At 38.8% G+C, this 14,429-nt stretch carries 11 protein-coding genes; 6 read left to right on the top strand and 5 right to left on the bottom strand.

All coding sequences use genetic code 11. The features are described 5' to 3' along the window. Nucleotides 1–40 precede the first annotated feature (40 nt). The 3 genes from BT797_RS14100 to BT797_RS14090 all read right to left on the bottom strand — a co-directional run bounded on the left by BT797_RS14100 (nt 41) and on the right by BT797_RS14090 (nt 4,426). Entirely contained in the window at nt 41–1,555 is a 1,515-nt protein-coding gene (locus BT797_RS14100; RefSeq protein ID WP_075472487.1) for a peptidoglycan-binding protein, read from the bottom strand. A gap of 191 nt (nt 1,556–1,746) precedes the next feature. Further along, the gene (locus tag BT797_RS14095) at nt 1,747–3,378 is read right to left on the bottom strand and encodes a methyl-accepting chemotaxis protein (protein WP_045108573.1); all 1,632 of its coding nucleotides are present in this window, start codon (nt 3,376–3,378) and stop codon (nt 1,747–1,749) included. A 112-nt stretch (nt 3,379–3,490) separates the two neighbouring features. Beyond that, on the bottom strand, nt 3,491–4,426 hold the full coding sequence (locus BT797_RS14090; RefSeq protein WP_045108572.1) for a chemotaxis protein: 936 nt from the start codon (nt 4,424–4,426) through the stop codon (nt 3,491–3,493). 724 nt (nt 4,427–5,150) lie between these two features. Between BT797_RS14090 and BT797_RS14085 the strand changes: the two genes are divergently transcribed. Both BT797_RS14085 and BT797_RS14080 read left to right on the top strand, forming a co-directional pair. After that, nucleotides 5,151–5,282: a DUF3149 domain-containing protein gene (locus tag BT797_RS14085; RefSeq protein ID WP_075472485.1), complete on the top strand. Its 132-nt coding sequence runs from the start codon at nt 5,151–5,153 to the stop codon at nt 5,280–5,282. A 133-nt stretch (nt 5,283–5,415) separates the two neighbouring features. Next, on the top strand, nt 5,416–5,781 hold the full coding sequence (locus tag BT797_RS14080; protein WP_075472483.1) for a SpoIIAA family protein: 366 nt from the start codon (nt 5,416–5,418) through the stop codon (nt 5,779–5,781). Between the two features lie 20 nt (nt 5,782–5,801). Here the strand turns inward: BT797_RS14080 and BT797_RS14075 are convergent, their stop codons facing one another. Together BT797_RS14075 and recQ are read right to left on the bottom strand one after the other, a co-directional pair. Further along, nucleotides 5,802–6,089, bottom strand: coding sequence for a DUF3630 family protein (locus BT797_RS14075; RefSeq protein WP_075472481.1), 288 nt, complete (start codon nt 6,087–6,089; stop codon nt 5,802–5,804). A 33-nt stretch (nt 6,090–6,122) separates the two neighbouring features. Beyond that, a complete protein-coding gene (recQ, locus tag BT797_RS14070) occupies nt 6,123–7,943 on the bottom strand; it encodes a DNA helicase RecQ (protein WP_045108569.1) in 1,821 nt (606 codons plus the stop codon). 222 nt (nt 7,944–8,165) lie between these two features. Here recQ and BT797_RS14065 point away from each other — a divergent pair, with 222 nt between their 5' ends. The 4 genes from BT797_RS14065 to BT797_RS14050 are packed head-to-tail and all read left to right on the top strand — an operon-like array spanning nt 8,166 to nt 14,356. Beyond that, nucleotides 8,166–8,888: a DUF4956 domain-containing protein gene (locus BT797_RS14065; protein WP_045108568.1), complete on the top strand. Its 723-nt coding sequence runs from the start codon at nt 8,166–8,168 to the stop codon at nt 8,886–8,888. Nucleotides 8,889–8,890: 2 nt separating this feature from the next. Beyond that, complete coding sequence (locus BT797_RS14060) at nt 8,891–11,506, top strand: CotH kinase family protein (RefSeq protein WP_045108567.1); 2,616 nt, start codon at nt 8,891–8,893, stop codon at nt 11,504–11,506. After that, nucleotides 11,503–12,183 (top strand): polyphosphate polymerase domain-containing protein, encoded by a 681-nt coding sequence (locus BT797_RS14055; protein ID WP_045108566.1) that lies wholly within the window; start codon nt 11,503–11,505, stop codon nt 12,181–12,183. The genes BT797_RS14060 and BT797_RS14055 overlap by 4 nt, the downstream gene beginning before the upstream one ends. After that, the gene (locus BT797_RS14050; protein WP_075472479.1) at nt 12,176–14,356 is read left to right on the top strand and encodes a hypothetical protein; all 2,181 of its coding nucleotides are present in this window, start codon (nt 12,176–12,178) and stop codon (nt 14,354–14,356) included. Before BT797_RS14055 ends, BT797_RS14050 begins: the two co-directional genes overlap by 8 nt. Nucleotides 14,357–14,429 lie beyond the last annotated feature (73 nt).

Genomic DNA, 14,429 nt, shown 5'->3' with positions numbered 1-14,429 from the left:
TTAAAAGATCATCTCTAAAACTGTAATTACACAGAATTATTTACAGGCCTTGCGGTCGCTTAATATAATCAGAAATTGTAATTACATCGACGCCATCATCATGATTCGCACCATCTATTAATGACTTTCCGAAAGCATTTGAGATGCCAGAAGAATATAGTTCATCAAGTAGCCTTACCATTTCAGGGTCTTCATTTTTTCTAATCCAAGCCTCGCCATTATTTCGAGGTCTACTTGTATAAGGATCTTTCCCACTATTGGCGCCCAAATACGCATTAGTACATTGTGCAAAGTATTCAAGTTCATCAACAGCCGCATAACAATCTTGAAGCTCATGATAACTTTCGTACATTAAATAAGTACCATCTGACTTAGTTTCATATGCGTAATTTTTCATATTAAACACCCAGTATTGCTTAGGCGCTGCTAAGCGAACTAAATGCTTTCTTTGTCCATCAGTCCATTCTTTATTGAAATAAGCATCCAGTGCGTGTTGCGACGCAGTAAAAATAGGATCATCGATATTAATACGCGTATTTGCAGCATCAATTATAATTTTTTTCTTATTGTTAAAGCAACGCGTTATCACTTGTTTTTGCGCAGGTGTCGTTGCATCACTAAGATGAAGACTATGAGCAAACTCATGAGAACTGGTTGAATAGTGACTGGCATAGCACCCGCCACCAATCGCTTTTACTTTAGCATCAACATTAGTCCCTAATAGATTCTCTTCTGTAATGGCTACATACATTTTTGAACCAATACTCAAACCACCAGTACCTCGTGTCTGATCCCAAGTGCGGCTTATAGTGCTACTGGACTGACAAATAGGTACACCTTTAAGTGACAAAAATTCAGGTAAATCAGTCATGGGTCTATCTGCCGGAACAACAACAACTTCAATACCCGTTGATTCGAAGAGCAGTGCTAATGCACGGTTTTTTCCTAGCATAGCTGACAGTATACGAATTGCTTCAACATAGCAGGCTTGCTGCTTACTTTTGTCGACCACATAATCGACTTTTAAACAAGATTTAGCACTAATAAAGCCCAACTGCTCTGTATTAAAATCATTTTTAAGATGACCAAGTGCTTTTGCTTTTTCTATCGTTTGCTCCAAAAGTTCTTGGTGGAACGCAGCCCTTTTTTTCAAAGTTCGAGGGTCTTTATTATCAGAAGTAACCGATAACTCTTTAGAGCTTCTCTCATATAAATCTGTTACATCTTTTTTTTTCTTTAAGTCACTATCTGATATTTTATAAAGCGCTTGCCTTTTCTTTTTAATCTGTTCAATAAGTGCTTCTATTCCTTTACGGCGATTAGAAAGCTTTTTACCTTTTTCTTGTAGTACTGTTGTTAATGGATGAACATCTATCCAAGCATTACAAACTGCTTCTATATCGTGAAGGCACATTAATACTTCTTCGGCTGGTAAGACATGAGCTTTATCAATACGCTTATCTATCTCCACCAATAATCCTTTTCGACGACCAAAACGAGATGTTGATCGAGTGTGTCTTTTAAATTCATCACTCGTCTGTATTCCACTTATCATGAGCTTACCTTAACTATATTTTAGCCCCATGTGAAGAACACTTTTCTTTGTCTACAGAGCTAAGTTTAATTTATATTGAGTGAGATTGTAGTGGATTAGCGAATGTTGCCACATACTAAAAGGTCAATATATGTTAAATTTCCAAATCAAAAGCCTCCAATTAGGTGGCCAGATAGACGAAATAGTTACACTTAATTCACGTCAAAGAAGGACAACTCTTTATTTTGTTTTTCAGCCAACATCGCTAACTCTTGCGCAGCTGCCTGTGTTTGACTTACCGCAGAGACATTTTCATTCACCAAATCAAACGTTCTGGTTGTATTTCTAGCAATCTCTTCTGTCACATTATATTGCTCTTCTGAAGCTGTCGCGACTAGCGTATTAATGTCTGAAATAGCTTGAACTGAATTTACGATATCATCAAATGACACTTTCACATCTTCAGATAATGACACGGACTCTTGAATTGAAGTCACATTGACCATCATATTTTCGTTCGCTTTTTCTGATTGTATTTGCAGATTAGAAATTATTTCTTGAATATTTTTCGTCGACTCTTGCGTTTTTGCAGCTAAATTTCGGACTTCATCCGCCACAACAGCAAAACCACGCCCTTGCTCTCCGGCTCGAGCGGCTTCAATCGCTGCATTCAACGCTAATAAGTTAGTCTGCTCTGAGATAGCACTTATCACATTAGTAACTTCACCAATATTCATCGCATTATTTTTTAACTCTTCAATCATATGAGCGGTGTCTTGAACCGAAATATTAATGCTTTGAGTCAGTGATATGGACTTAGCTAAGGCTTTATGACCTTTTTGTACATGCGCCATAGCCTTCGTAGCCTCACTTTCGGCATGAATGGCATTTGAAGAAACCTCTTTTGAGGTACTTGAAAGTTCACTAATTGCGGTTGAAATCTCTTCCACCTGCAGTAATTCATCTTGAGTATTTTTAGCTGTATTTTGCATGACAAAGGTTAACTCTTCAGAAGCCGTACTTGTACAGTTAGAAGACATCGTTAATTCTTTAATAAGATCCGATAATTTCTCTACCGATTGGTTGAACTCTTTCTTAATGTTGAAAAACTCGTTTTTAGAAGGTGCAATAGGTAAAGACCTTAGTACCCCTCTAGATAAAAGAGATATCCCTGATGATATTTCTTCAATATTTTTATTAACAGAGCTATTAATCAACATAAATAAAACAGCCGAAACAAAACAACCGACAACAGTCAAAAGAAGTGTAATAGTTATCAAGCTATCTAGCGCTTTATCTAACAGCTCATCTCGTATAACAAGGAATTTATCTTCCCCCGAAGATATCTCTTCAAATAATAATCTCATTTCACCAACATACTTCCCCCCATTAGCTTTGCTTATAAATTCAAGAGCCTCATCTTGGCTTCTAGATTTACGGATTCTTAGCCCTTCATCAATCACATTTTCTTTCCAGTCTGAATAAATAGCCATCACTTTATTTAGTCTAGTCGTTTGTTCTTGTGTTGGATTATTAGAGAAATAGTCTGATAGTCTTTCGAAATCATGGCCAATGGATTTGATACCTAGCTTATAGGGTACCAATGAATATTCTTCTTTGGTTAGCATAAATCCCCTAAAACCCGTTTCGATACTAACTATTTGCTCTAAGGAATCTTGAACAAGGCTTTTTATAACATATGTTTTTTTTACTAAATCATTATTTTTTTTAATCTCCACATTTGAGAAATTAACAGATAAGAAAATAGCAAAAAATGATATAAGCGTAGCTAAAAAAGCCATAGACATTAACCATTTAGTAGGTAATTTCATTAGTTTGTTCACTTGAATTCCTTAAGTTTAGTATGAATATAGTGGCTTAATTAAACGATGTTTTAGATTTTCAGGGCTGTTACCAAGTGAAGTTAGCAACGATTCGTTTTAAAAAATTACGAATTTAATCCACATTTAATAATTCGTCTAATGTAATAATTAATTTATTAATCTCAGGCTTAGTTAATGTTTCAGTTGCTCCAACACCCATTGCCTTTATTTTATTTTCATCTGACATCGTTGAGGAAAATATAACGACAGGGACAGCGTTAGGTTCTGAGGTTACTTTTTTACATAAATGCAAGCCGTCCATTTTGGGCATTTCTACGTCAGTTACAATAAGGCTAATATCATCAAAGTTTTCTTTATATTTACCCCATGCATCTTCGCCATTCACAGCTGTAATCAAACTGTAACCAGATTCTAATATAACAGCCCTTAACTGATCCAAAATAAAAGAAGAATCATCGACGAGTAAGATTGTATGCTTAAATCTTTTAGCCTTAGTTCCTTCAGACAAATTGACCTTACTATCCAATTTCAAATCATATAGCCCCATATCTACCGTTGGGTTTATGTCACTAATGATCTTTTCAAAATCCAATATAAATACGAGATGGTCTTCAATAGTTACAGAGGCAACCACACAATTATCATGGTCTGAAGAGGCTAGGTTTGTTACTGTCTCTAAATTGCTCCAAGAAACTCGATGAATTCTAGTTATATGATCAATCAGAAATCCATTCGTGATCCCATTAAAGTCGGTAACAATAACGAATTGTTCCTTTTTTGGCTCTCTCTCTGATATTCCCAGCCACTTAGATAAATTAATAAGAGGGGTAACTTGATCTCGAGACTTAAAAACGCCAACAATGTGCTCAATACTTTTTGGGTAATCCGTTATATCAGGAAATCGAATGACCTCTCGGACTTTAGCGACATTAATACCATAAGTATTAATTTTTTCAGTACCATCAGAATTAACCTTGATCAACTGGAACTCTGCCAACTCAAGTTCATTAGTACCACTTTCGAGTAACACCTTTCTATTATCATTCATAGGATATTAAACATCATTGTTAAAATACTCTTTATAAAACAATAAGCTCAACAATGCATCAATTATTAGCTATTAAATATACATAGCGTGCAGTGCAACGCAATTGTAGTGAAGTTGTAGTTAAACAGTGTTTTTATCGTGGTTGCAATGTAGTTTAAATGTAGCTATAAGGTATTGATATTGTAGCTTTAGAGCTGATTTAGGCACATGCTAAAAGACCAGAGCCACTACAGGTAACGAACTATAAATTAATTCATCGAAAGAACCTCAGCATGGCTACATCAAGGTTTCTCTCCCCCATCAATTCAGCCACAACAATAGACCTAAAACTCATTAAATTAAGGTTTATTTTTCACTCTATTTTTATAGGAAATTGACGGCACAAAACACACCTAATCAGGTGTGAAACATATCAAAGGTAATGTATAAATTATCAGGAATACGCTAAGACATTCATTTGAGTGTGACTGAGGAAACCAATGTAAATTATGTCGCACTTAGTCGAATACACATTATCTCCAAGCCTGATAAGAATGCAAAAAACGAGTCATCATATGCCGTCATCACACTTTAAAAATAACATAACCATAACAAAACGATTCACTGATCTGGATCAGTTTATCAAACATAGGAAACGGTAGTATTACTCATAAATAAGTAATTATTACTTACCCATACAAGTATTATTATTAACTGATACTGCATAAATGAGAGGACGTACACGATGGAAATTTGGACTAAACTTTTAAGCGATCTTTTTTCTGACACGGTCGGCATTGCCTCATTTAGTGTCATCGCCCTCACCTTTATTATTGTCAGTGTACTTATCAGTATGTTTATTGTGAAGAGTCGATAAGGTAATAACGACGGGTTAATTACTATTAGCAAATAGCGACTATAATTAGTGCATCGTCATGAATGTTAGCCGCTGTGCGCCCCAAGTTACTGCCTTCCATTAACTAAGGACATTCAATTACTCGGAGATGTCCATGATCACTATCATCAATCTTTCTGAAGCTAATCTGTTTATAAATCTGTCTCAAACCATCACTCACAGTGATTATGAAAATGTATTAGAACCCGTCATAACCGATATTCTTAAACAGCACAGTCAGATAAACGTCTGCATAATATTTGCAAATGACTTTTCAGGTTTTGAATTTCATGCCTTAATTGATGATGCCATGATGGGAATAAAATACTGGCAATATTGGCATAAAATAGCCTTGGTTTCTGAACCCAAATGGCTGCACTCGATTGCAACAACCATTGAAGCGATCAATCCCATTTCTGTCGAAAGTTTCTCAACCATATTACAAGCAGAATTATGGTTCAACGAAGAAGAGTATTTTTAATTGATATTATAATTCGGTGCCTACGCTAACTTTTTTGCTATTTCAGCAAAAATACCCTGGTCTTCTTCACGGGTAACAGCAAGCCATGCACTGCATGTGTAATCTTCAAATTCAAACAACAAATTAATATCTTTATATTCCAGCATCCAAGCGTGGCGATCTGCCCCCCAATTTTTATCACATACTCGCGCATCTAATAACGTAACTAATTTAGGTGCAAGCGTAGTAAAGTTCTCAAAGCTCACAGCGTCATGTTCTAACATCAAAATATTATCTGTTGCTTGTTGTGCTGCCAGTGTCCAATTCATTGTTTTATCCTTAAATACGATCAATCTGTAATGTTAATCGTAAGACGCTATTTTAGTTAAAAATTGACGTCCAAAACGTTCTAATTTAACGTGACCAACACCGTTAATGTCCAACATTTCAGCTTCATTTTGTGGTTTTATTTCTGCCATTTCAGCTAATGAAGCATCATTAAATACAACATAAGGTGGGATATTTTCACTGTCGGCAATATCTTTACGTAACTTACGCAGTGCAGCAAACAGCTTACGGTCATAATTAAAGTTAGCAATACGACTACTGCGTTTTGGTGCTTTATCAACATTCGTAATCGGTTGTAATCGAGGTTCAGCTAATTCGAGTTCTTGCTCACCACGTAATACTGGGCGCGCGGCTTCTGTTAACTGTAATACCGAACTACGGGTAATATTTTGTAATAATAATCCGCTATGCACTAATTGGCGTAACACACTCAACCAATGCTCTTGTGATTTATCTTTACCAATACCAAATGTCGATAACTTATCGTGCCCACGCTCTTTCACCCGTTGATTTTGCGAACCTCTTAATACATCAACAACATACCCCATACCAAATGCCTGACCAACACGATAAACACACGACAATGCCATTTGTGCATCTTTAGCGCCATCATAACGTTTCGGCGGATCTAAACAAATATCGCAGTTACCACAGGCTCTATCATTAAACTCACCAAAATAATTCAGTAGTACCTGACGACGACACGTTTGCGCTTCGGCAAATGCCACCATAGTATTAAGTTTATGCATTTCAACACGTTGCTGCTGTTCGTTTTCAGTTTGTTCAACCATATAACGTACCCGCATAATATCGGCGGGATCAAACATTAATAACGCTTCTGCGGGTAAACCATCACGCCCAGCTCGGCCTGTCTCTTGATAATATGATTCAATATTTTTTGGTAAGTCGTAGTGCACAACAAACCGCACGTTGGGCTTATTGATCCCCATCCCAAATGCGACTGTCGCCACCACAATATCCAATTCATCACGAATAAAGGTTTCTTGTGTATCTTGGCGCTCTTGTTGGGACAAACCGGCATGATAAGGCTTGGCATCAAACCCTGCCCGAGTTAACCCTTCCGCCACCTCTTCAACACGTTTACGACTTGTGCAATAAACAATACCACTGACACCGTCTTGTTGTTTTACATAACGTTTTAACTGATCTAATGCTTTAAATTTTTCCACCAGCGAATAGCGAATATTAGGTCGATCAAAACTCGACATACTCACTTTCGGATCGTTCATTTGCAATTGATTCAGTATATCTAAGCGTGTTGCATCGTCTGCCGTGGCCGTTAATGCCATCAAAGGCACATTTGGAAACAGCTGTTTCAATTTGCCTAGCTCATTGTATTCAGGTCTAAAATCATGACCCCAAGACGAAATACAATGGGCTTCATCAATGGCAAATAAACTGATCGGTAACTGCTGTAAATACTGTAAAAAATCGCCAACCATCAAACGTTCAGGCGATAAATACAATACTTGTAGACGGTTATTATTTAAATCATTAAAAATTTGCGCAGACTCTTGTCGCGCCAACGTTGAATTCATATACGCAGCAGAAACACCGCTGGCTCGTAATGCATCAACCTGATCTTTCATTAACGAAATTAACGGGCTTAACACTATCGTTAATCCACCACGCACTAATGCGGGGACTTGATAACATAATGATTTACCGCCACCCGTAGGCATAATAACTAAACTATCGAGTCCTGCGACAGCATGTGCGATCACGTCTTCCTGACCCATACGGAATTGTTGATACCCAAAGACGCTCTCAAGTACTTGCTGAGCAGAGGGAAGAGTTGAAACAGATGCTGTCATGATAGTTCGTTCTCGGTTTAATTCAATTTGGGTTGTTTTGTAAATAACCTAATCGGCAATTTTAGCAGGATATGCATGTACTAAACAAATGCTACTAAAACAAAATTAGTGTGAATTATTCAACTGTAGTCATCAATATACAGAATATTGCCTACACTGGATCGTAACAGTATAAAAAATAGTTATATATTTACGCGTACCCACATACAAGGAGAGTCTACTGTGGAACAAATTAACCCTGCTATCGCCGCGTTTTTGCCAAACGAAGTTCAGGACATGTTCTTCCCTTTCGCAAGTGTCATGCTTGCACCATTACTGATGAACTTAGTGATAGGTTTTGCTTTATCTTGGGTTATAGGTGCGCACTTCCGCTATTTCGCCTCTTCATTTTGTAACCGTCAAGACTTCTCTCGTTTATTTCCCTTACTTATGCTGACAGTTATCTTGATTATCTCTATCGTCAAAGCATCTCTCGCACTAGCACTAGGCCTAGTGGGCGCGTTATCAATTGTACGTTTCCGTACCCCGATCAAAGAACCTGAAGAACTGCTATATTTATTTTTAAATATTGGTATTGCTGTCGCTCTGGGAGCAGGCCAAACCACAGCCGCAATCACAGCGTGTATTACCACCTTAATACTGGTGAGCTTTATTAGACATTCCAAAACAGACCATCATGGCGAAAAAGGCATTTTCTTATCATTACGCCACCAGCATGAAGGTGAAAGCGGAGTGAGTATCAGTGAACTGCAAGAAATCTTCACCACCCATACCACCCGCAGTGATTTACGCCGCTATGATCATGAGCAACGGCTTGTTGAAGCCACCTTTTTTATCTCTTTTGCCAACAGTGAACATTTAGATAATTTATTTGAAGCATTAGAGCATCGATATCCAGGAGTTGCGTTATCTTTACTCGAACAACATAACATCGCAGGGGTGTAGCCATGCTCCTATCTGAAAACAGATCACGGTTTGCAAAACGCGATCGTTGGTACACGATAGGTGGGTTGTTATTAATATTGTTGCTCGTCACCCCATCACCGAAAACGGTTAAAAACTGGCTTATCCAGCATGGTTTTGTTGCACACAGTACTGACAGCAATACCAAAAATAAACAACTATTAAACGCCCTGCTTAATGCACCGCTAAAATACCTCAACGCCGATAATAATATCCCTAACTTACAGCTTGATATTAAATACCAAGATTGGATGCGCTTGGTCGCCGATCGAAAACAAGCATTAAAGGAAGGTCAGATCCCCACCCAACGCTCTGAAGTCAAAGCCAGTGTCAGTTACTTAAAAAACAAATATAGCGCCAAAGTACGTCTCCAAGGTGATTTATTAGATCATGTCGCAGCGCCACAGCGATGGTCATTACGTGTCGAATTAAAAGGTAAAAGCAGTCTATTAAAAGTAAAACGATTTGCTTTGCTCAGCCCAAATGTACGCGGTAATCACGCACCGTTATTATTCACAAAAACCTTAGAAGTGGCCGGATTTGATATTATTTCACCTCAGCATACCCCAGTAAACCTGACGGTTAACGGCACACCTTGGGGATTAATGTTATTAGAAGAAGTATTCGCCAAAGAGTTGCTCGCCAATAATAACCGTACCGAGGGACTCATCCTAAAATTAGAGCAAGCCACACAAAATGAAGACAATAGCCAATTACACAAAATATTTCGTCCCAAAGTATTTCAACAACGTGACGCGATCAGTGACCCGAGTTTAAATAAACAGCGTAAGATCGCTTTAACCTTACTTAGTGACTTTCTTAATCAACGCCGCAAAGCATCCGATGTTTTTGACAGCCGTAAACTTGGCCAATACATAGCAACCGTCGATCTGTGGTCAGCGTGGCATGCTTTTAGTTGGAACAACTTACGTTTTTATTACAACCCACATACCGCCAAACTTGAACCAATCCAAAGTGATGAAGCATTATCTCCGGTACCGGATAAAATTTTATTACAGCCCGTCAGTGCCCAATTCCCACTGATCCAAGCCATGCTTGACGATGACAAAGTAAAAGACCAATACGATAAAGCGCTCAATCACCTTATCACCCTTGTTAACAACAAAAAATTACCTGAACAATTAAACATTTTACAGCAGCAAGTCATTAAAAAAATGCAGCATGGTTCACCATTACTGCAAAGCTATAATTTCGATAGTTTAACGGCCCACGCACGATGTTTAGCAAACGGTTGTCAATCACTCCCCACCATGCCAACAGACTGGCATCGCCATGTCGATACATTCAGTGCGGAATTACCTTGGGATCTGGCGAGTCAGTTCCGCTATAGCAACAATGAAAAACAACTGCAATTACGTAATAATAATCAAGCAGCTGTCTCTATTATTGACATAGTGGTCAGTGATAAATGGGGCAGTGAAATCAGTTTAATTGATGCACCTGAATTACCTTTTACCTTAACCAGCAACCAATCTGACAGCAGCTTAATCATCGATAATGATCAAGCGTATAATATTAAATTACTCAGTCGCCAAAATAACAAAAAACTCCAAACATATCGCTTTGAATTAAATGCATCTGCCACGAGCTTTTTACCTCGGCCTCTGCCTATGCTGCAAGAGTCTGATGTACTTGCTAAATATGACTTTATTCAAGTGCAACAAGATGGTTGGTATTTCAAACCCGGCAATTGGCAAATTAATGATTACCTCATCACCCCAGAAGATACCCGAGTATATATACCGGAAAATACCAATTTACGTTTCAGCAAAAATGCAGGCATGCTTATTTTCGGGCAACTTGATATTGATGGCAGTACTCAATATCCGGTCACGCTCACCGCAAGTAGTAAAAAAACCTGGCAAGGTATTGCGGTATTTGGCTCAGGCAGTAAATCAACAATCCAACATTTGGATATGGTAGCCAGTGCCAGCCCAAAACAAGGTAATTGGCAACCAAGAGGGGCGCTATACATGTACGATGTCAACCTGAATGCCAGTAATATCACCTTGCGAAATAACCGTTCTGAAGATGCTCTAAACATGATTAATAGTAAATTTAATTTGACGAAGTTAATCATCGAAAATGCTTATTCAGATGGCTTTGATTGTGATTTTTGTAAAGGCACAATCAGTGACAGTCAATTCAACACGGTCGGGGTGAGATCTGGTGGCGATGCCATCGATATTAGTGGTTCAAACATCATCGTACGTAATAGCAAATTTAATCAGATCCGTGATAAAGCCATTTCAGCAGGCGAGCACAGCAGTGTTGATGCCGTGAATATCCAAGTGAGTAACGCGGCATTTGGTATTGTCGCGAAAGATGGCTCACAAGTTATCGCTGCCGATATTAATGCTGTCGATATAAAGCATTATCTCTTCATGTCTTATATGAAAAAACCATTCTTTGGTGGCGCTCGTTTACAAGCGTCGAACTTTAACTGTGATAACTGCAGTAACATCAGCATGCTCCAGAAAAATAACTATTTATCGTTAGATGGCCAACAACAAACAGCTAAAAAGTTAAATGTAAAAAAACTTTATACTAGCTCCATGCGCTCGGATAAACCCAAATGACTCAAGACTATCGCTTTGAAATTAAAATACCGATCCCGCTTAACCGCTTAGAGTACATGTTATCTTGGTTGAGACTATCATCCATGGGGTTTCGCCAACATCACCCAGAGCAACATGTAAATAGTGTTTATTTTGACAGCTACCAAATGGCTTGCTTTGCCGAGAATCTCACCGGTATTAGCAATCGCAACAAGATGCGTATTCGTTGGTATCACGATATTACTAACGCAGGCAAAGCAAAGCTTGAGTTTAAGCAACGCCGTAGCGGTAAAGGCTATAAAGTCATTTATCCTTTACAGCTCAACTTTGATGATCCCAATATCAGTTGGTCAGAACACATTAAGCACTGCCAATCTCAGCTATCTCTGCAAGCTCTGTCAGAATGGGACAGCCAAACGTACCCAATATTACTAGGCCGTTATAAGCGCCAATATCTAATCAGCTTTTGTGGGCGAATACGAGCGACACTTGATAGTAATATGGAAGTATACGATCAGCGCTATTGGAGTAAACCGAATACCACTCGCTCACGTAAAATGGGTGACTATGTTCTTTTAGAATTAAAGTGCCAAGCACAACATGAACGTCTACTCAGTGACTTAGTCAGTCACTGCCCGCTTAACCCATCACGACATTCAAAATACGTGAATGGTGTGAGACACATGATTTATGTATAGGTATCTTATTGGCGGCAGCGCTAGTTTACTCATGTTCATCTCACTAACCTCTGTCGCAGTCAGTCAGGTTTACCCTTCTGCAGGTACCGCTTGGGTCATCACTGGTCAGCAGCAAGCTGCAACAGCACCTCAGCTACAGCAACAATTTAACTCTGCCACCGCAGTATCACAATGGGAAGATACCCATGCCGACATCAGTATTGGGGGACATTATGGACAATATAATACCAACAATATTACCGAGCTGGGTTATATGTATAGCCAGAAATTAGATTGGAAGATGGGTCAAAAAGAACAGCAATTGCGGCATTGGATAGCCCTAAAGCAGCAAGACTATGAATCACTGTTTCTACACTTTCAACATGACACCCAATTTGAAATACCTAACAACACTCATGGTGCGCATACGCCACTTTACGGCACACCCGAGTTTGTTGCCATTCAACAACCTTCAACGCTGATGCAACAAGGCCGCATCAAGCGTCTCAACATGCCAATACAACAACCGTTAACGCTAAAAAAAAACCAAACCTTATATTTATTCTCGTCAGAAAAATTAATGGGTTTAGATATCAAGTTTAATGGTCAACAACTCAAAAGTAGCAACATAACAATCTCCTATGCAACACGAGATATAACAAAAAAAACACTTGAATATGCTTGGCAGCCATTGATAACTCAACCTCTGAGATCAACATTAAACAGCCGCTGGCAGCCACCTCAACGTTGGCCCAGAGTCAGTATTTCGCCACAACTCAGTTCGCAATTAAGTGCCCAATTAAAAGTCAAACACGCCCGTTTTTATGTATTGAAAATTGAGATTAATAATCCAGTTACGGGGTTAACGTTAACTAAACTCAGCTTACCAAGTTGGTATCAATTTACCAAAAAATCAAAAAAGTACTATGTCACCATCCCCGGCTGGGATCCCATTAACGATAGTAATAAAGATGGCTATATTGATGATAGTGAATACCTGCAACGTTTAAATAATAATGCCAGTGCTCGCTTACCTTATCAGGCGCGTTTAATACCGTTGGGAAGAATGTGGAATGAAAAATCAGCGCTGTGCTACGTTAATTTATTCTCTGCACTCAGTCGTACTTTACTAACAGACTATCTTTATCAACAGTGGCAACAACAAGGCCATCGAGGTGCTTATAATGACTCACTTTACCGAGTCCCGAACAGCACTCAATTTCCCACGTCTACAGGAGGGAATATTCTCGAGTTACAACTCCCAGTGCGACAAGCTGGTAAATTTTATTGGCAGAGTCTCAGTGCCTTTAATCAACACTTACAACAAACAGACCCACAAGCTTGGATTGGTGCCAATATCTCTGACTTAAACCTATTTAGCCAACCCGACTTACAACCACTAATCGCAGGGTTTAATTTTTTTGTACGTGAAGATTACATTCATCCCAGTCTCGGATTATCACAACGACACGGGTTACTACAACGCTGGGAGCACTTCTTATTAAGTGCACAGGGTAAGCGTAGCGTGCTAATGGCACATATGCGTAAAGGCGGTAAAGTACGTTGGCAAGGCCATAGTCAAGCAAACTGGCAGTATGATCAAAGCACCAATCTAGCTATTTTCTACTTACTAAATAACCCCCTACTGGATTTTTATCAGCAATGGAATAATAGTTTTTATTACTCGAGTAAAAATACCCATGCCGATAATTATTACCAACCTGGCATTCCAAGCAATATCGCTTACCAACCCACTGCAATGTTACGCTATAACATTGGTCAACCGATTTCAGCTCTCGATAATTACCCTCCTGTCGGCTATTTCGATAAAGGGAATAATATGATGGCGACCAGCGTCGATACGAAACTCATAGTGAATAATCAAGCGCTAGCAATCACCCCAAGCCATTGGTTTTATCTTTATCGTCAAGCCAACAGCATATTACCCAGGCAGCAACCCCAGCCACCAGCAGCAGCTGTCATCGCTCGACGCTATCAACATGGCTTAATACTTTATTATACCGACCGTCATGGCAGCAATAAACATTTCAGTGAGCAAGCAAAGGTAACCCTAGACTTACCCGGATATTACCGACGTCTTAAAGCTGATGGCAGCCTAAGTAAACGAATAAATAAAATCACATTAACCGGTTACCAAGGCATAATATTGATACCAGAACCCAGCCCTTCATAAAATAATATCTGCTGAATAATTAATTTAAGGTGTATTTCCGATGAAAGTGAGTTACCTTAACGTAACTCGATTA

This window comes from Moritella viscosa (genome assembly GCF_900120065.1).
Classification (GTDB): Bacteria; Pseudomonadota; Gammaproteobacteria; order Enterobacterales; family Moritellaceae; genus Moritella; species Moritella viscosa.
The sequence above is the reverse complement of the archived record's forward strand: the minus strand, read 5'-3'. Positions and strand labels throughout refer to the sequence as shown.

Excerpts from the sequence above, each read along its gene's own strand:
- recQ (WP_045108569.1), bottom strand. The coding sequence starts at position 7,943 with ATGACAGCATCTGTTTCAACTCTTCCCTCTGCTCAGCAAGTACTTGAG.
- BT797_RS14050 (WP_075472479.1), top strand. The coding sequence starts at position 12,176 with ATGTATAGGTATCTTATTGGCGGCAGCGCTAGTTTACTCATGTTCATC.
- BT797_RS14085 (WP_075472485.1), top strand. The coding sequence starts at position 5,151 with ATGGAAATTTGGACTAAACTTTTAAGCGATCTTTTTTCTGACACGGTC.
- BT797_RS14055 (WP_045108566.1), top strand. The coding sequence starts at position 11,503 with ATGACTCAAGACTATCGCTTTGAAATTAAAATACCGATCCCGCTTAAC.
- BT797_RS14060 (WP_045108567.1), top strand. The coding sequence starts at position 8,891 with ATGCTCCTATCTGAAAACAGATCACGGTTTGCAAAACGCGATCGTTGG.
- BT797_RS14075 (WP_075472481.1), bottom strand. The coding sequence starts at position 6,089 with ATGAATTGGACACTGGCAGCACAACAAGCAACAGATAATATTTTGATG.
- BT797_RS14090 (WP_045108572.1), bottom strand. The coding sequence starts at position 4,426 with ATGAATGATAATAGAAAGGTGTTACTCGAAAGTGGTACTAATGAACTT.
- BT797_RS14100 (WP_075472487.1), bottom strand. The coding sequence starts at position 1,555 with ATGATAAGTGGAATACAGACGAGTGATGAATTTAAAAGACACACTCGA.
- BT797_RS14080 (WP_075472483.1), top strand. The coding sequence starts at position 5,416 with ATGATCACTATCATCAATCTTTCTGAAGCTAATCTGTTTATAAATCTG.